The following is a 3188-nucleotide window of genomic DNA, read 5'->3' as shown; positions in this document are numbered from 1 at the left end:
TCGCTTAACTTCACGCATGATAGTTGTATGGTGTCGATTTAATAGCTTACCAATGGATCGGCAGCTTTCGCCACTATTGAATCGATAGTAGATAGCTTTTCGTTCGAAACTGTTAAGATGTTCGTAAGACATTCTGAATTCCCTCGATAATGAGTTTGGTCGCACTTACTACATTAGCAAATATTTCAGAATGTCATATTTATTGGTGGGTTATGGTCAGTGGTGCACTTGCATAATGAATTCGGGTTCTGAGTCCACAGCCATAGCAAATACAAAGCATGACTTTTTGTTGTGCAGATACCGTATTTAAAAACAGGCGATGAACCTCATCCCGTGTTAGCAGTATCGGTATTTTGTGTGCTTTTTTAGGCAATACAATATCAATGCTGAATGAGCGCCGTAGTACATATTTATATAAAAAATTAACGGCATTGAGTTTTACTGCAATCGTTGCACGCGACAAGTGCTGTGTTAGGTTTACATACCTAAAGTACGCCTCAAGCTCTTCCTTATTAATTAAGTCAGGCGATTTATCGTAGTAATTAGCTAACTGAGCGAGTGCATTTATATAAGATTCTTCGGTACGTGGTGAGTAGCCTCTTAAACGGATCTCGTCTATGACGCGTTGTCTTAATGGGGTCATTGGTTTTCTCCGGCAAATGGGGGAAGTCCCAATGACAAGTGTGGCAATTATGCTGAAGGTTGCTAGCTCCGCGTAGCGGCTTTGTTCAACGCCGCATTAAGCGGACTAAAATTGTGGGTTATACTGTGTAGCGAAGCGGAACGTAACCCACTGTTTTAGTTCCGTTTAATGCCTTGTTATAAGCAATTTACCACTACTCATTAAAAATTCTTTCAACTTCATCACGAATAGGCCTAAAAAAATATTTGTTACCTAATAAGACCAAACATTCATTAGTTGGATCTATTAATTTAAAAATTTTACCGATAGCCTCATCAGCTAAACTATGATCACCTAAAATAGGCGATGGAAAAAAATACCCCGCATCGTGAGACAATACATAAGTATCTAATTTTTCATCGAAATGCTCCCAAGCATTTCGGATATCCCTATCAGAAATTGGTGAGTCGTCTGTTACTCCATACTGGTTTCTCAGTAGTTCACCACGACTTTGCCTCATATCGATTTGTTCTTTTGCAATCTTCTTTTTGCCCATAGATGTAGGCCAGAAATAGCGGGACAATGCAGCTGCATGTCCAATTGCTTCCTGAACAGAGCTTATTAACTCTTCAGCATCTGCATTCTTACTCAATAGATAATCATAAACTCTAAAAGCATTTAAACAGCGATCTGCTGAATACTTTATAGATAAAGAGTAAAAAACTTTGTGCATTGGTTGGATTCCGCCACACGTTTCATTTGTAATTTTGGCTCGTCTTTCTAACTCTTCATTATCCATTTACGGAAACCTATGCGATTGCTTATAAAACGCCAACCTAACCTGCGGCGTGCTGGCTCAGTTTTTTGCGTCTCTTTGCTAAAAATGTGACAGCTTTAGCCGTCTGGTTTAGGTTCTTGTTATGCGGCGATTAAACCATGCTCAATCAGATATTCGATACCCTTACTCGTAATGCCGTATCGAGCAATCACATCTTTAGTGATTAGACCATCATTGACAGCATGGTTTAAATATCTCTCAAAAGTAAGCCTATGCATTGACGTATGTTTTAAAAGATCAGCCAGTGAGATAACTTCTCTAGCTGTAGCATTGAAAGCATCAGAGGTAGCAAGCATAACTTCCTTGACGCCATCTGAAGATCTGTCTGGTTTAGATTTGTTCAAAGGTTTGAATGGATTCTTGCCTATTTCAGGCTTTTCAAACAAAGGAGCAGCTAAAAGAGTTCGGAGAAGTTCATCAAGATTGTATTCCACATCTTCATCTTTAGAAAAATCAATGTAGATCTTAGACCCCATAAATGTCGGAACTACTTTCTCTGTGTTATGCCTCATTATTGGTATAACTTTGTTACTGTCGATCTTCTTTAGAAATGATGATGTCATAATCATTTTTTCATACCCAACACCTCCCTCGCCAGCATTTGCTTTTTTGACGTATGGTGCTGTACAAATCATAATCGCAAAATCACAACAAGCCAACTCAGTTTCCATAAAATGAGGTAAGTCATCACCAGGTTTTAAATCCCATTGATCTAATACAGCATCAATACCGCGGTTTCGGAGAGTCGTCGCAAAATTTAACACCCACTCCTTATGTTCAGAAGAATCGTGTGAATACGAAACAAAAACTCTTGGTGGATTCATTTGGGTATTATTCCTTTAATTGAAGACGCATAACGTCTTAGTATTTATACGTTACGTTGTTTGTATCGTATAAATACCTTGTTGAACGAAGCATACTCCTCACTCAACAATTTTTATTGGTATGCTTAATGCTATAGGAATTCTCTTTTTTAGGGAAGTCGTTGATTGCAGTTTTATTGGACACCCTTTTACTACTAGACGGGTTAGTTACTGTTCATTAATTTCATTTCTACGCTTTTTTATAGCGTTTCTGCCTGCTGTTATCTTTTTTGCTTATTTTAGGCAGCACCACATCTAAGCTGATCCTCTGTTACACCAACTTAGTTAACGAGTTATTTTTAACGGTTCGACTTACTATTAACCACTATTCATTATGATGCTTCCCGTCGCTAGGCCGTCTATTTTTGCATCCTTTATACAGAGGCTTTTCAGTATCAGCCGCCCTTGCTTACATGATGGACACGGCCAATTAACGCTAACCGGCACTGTTGTCTCTGACTTTCCTTGATTTCCAGTCTTATGCTTACCTGTTTGTGCGCTGATAATATCCCGCTTTTTGGCTCTACACGCACTGGCTAAAAAACCGTAGTGTCGTATTCGCATAAATCCACTTGGGAGCACATGCAGTAATTGGACAAAAATAAAACACTGTCTACATATGGCTATGTTGTATTTCAGTGTTGGTGAACTATATTTAATATACTGAAACCTAATAACGGTAGGTGCAACATGGCTTCCAAGCAGTTTCAAAATATACTACATCACATTACCAACTTAAATTACGCTCAACTTAAAAAGCTTCGCCACGAAGTTGAATCAAATATTGCCACTAACCAAGTAGGTCAAGCCATTGCCGACCATGAAGAATCAATATCTCATTGCCCCCATTGTGATTCACATAATC

At 38.7% G+C, this 3188-nt stretch carries 5 protein-coding genes and 1 pseudogene; all 6 read right to left on the bottom strand.

The window, feature by feature from the left end:
- Nucleotides 1-132 (bottom strand): helix-turn-helix domain-containing protein (locus ADS77_RS21900; RefSeq protein WP_152960613.1); only part of this gene is annotated, 132 nt, incomplete at its 3' end.
- Between the two features lie 67 nt (nucleotides 133-199).
- Entirely contained in the window at nucleotides 200-643 is a 444-nt protein-coding gene (locus tag ADS77_RS20980) for a site-specific integrase (RefSeq protein WP_054456176.1), read from the bottom strand.
- Nucleotides 644-836: 193 nt separating this feature from the next.
- Entirely contained in the window at nucleotides 837-1421 is a 585-nt protein-coding gene (locus ADS77_RS20975; RefSeq protein ID WP_054456174.1) for a hypothetical protein, read from the bottom strand.
- A 119-nt stretch (nucleotides 1422-1540) separates the two neighbouring features.
- On the bottom strand, nucleotides 1541-2284 hold the full coding sequence (locus ADS77_RS20970) for a toll/interleukin-1 receptor domain-containing protein (protein ID WP_054456172.1): 744 nt from the start codon (nucleotides 2282-2284) through the stop codon (nucleotides 1541-1543).
- 357 nt (nucleotides 2285-2641) lie between these two features.
- Nucleotides 2642-2887 (bottom strand): hypothetical protein, encoded by a 246-nt coding sequence (locus ADS77_RS22990; protein ID WP_054456171.1) that lies wholly within the window; start codon nucleotides 2885-2887, stop codon nucleotides 2642-2644.
- Nucleotides 2888-2902: 15 nt separating this feature from the next.
- A pseudogene (locus ADS77_RS22985) lies at nucleotides 2903-3034 on the bottom strand (hypothetical protein); the annotation flags it as partial.
- Between the last annotated feature and the right edge of the window lie 154 nt (nucleotides 3035-3188).

The organism is Pseudoalteromonas porphyrae (assembly GCF_001298125.1).
In the GTDB taxonomy this organism is placed as follows: Bacteria; Pseudomonadota; Gammaproteobacteria; order Enterobacterales; family Alteromonadaceae; genus Pseudoalteromonas; species Pseudoalteromonas neustonica.
Note: the sequence above shows the minus strand (reverse complement) of the source record. Positions and strands in the feature narration are given on the sequence as shown.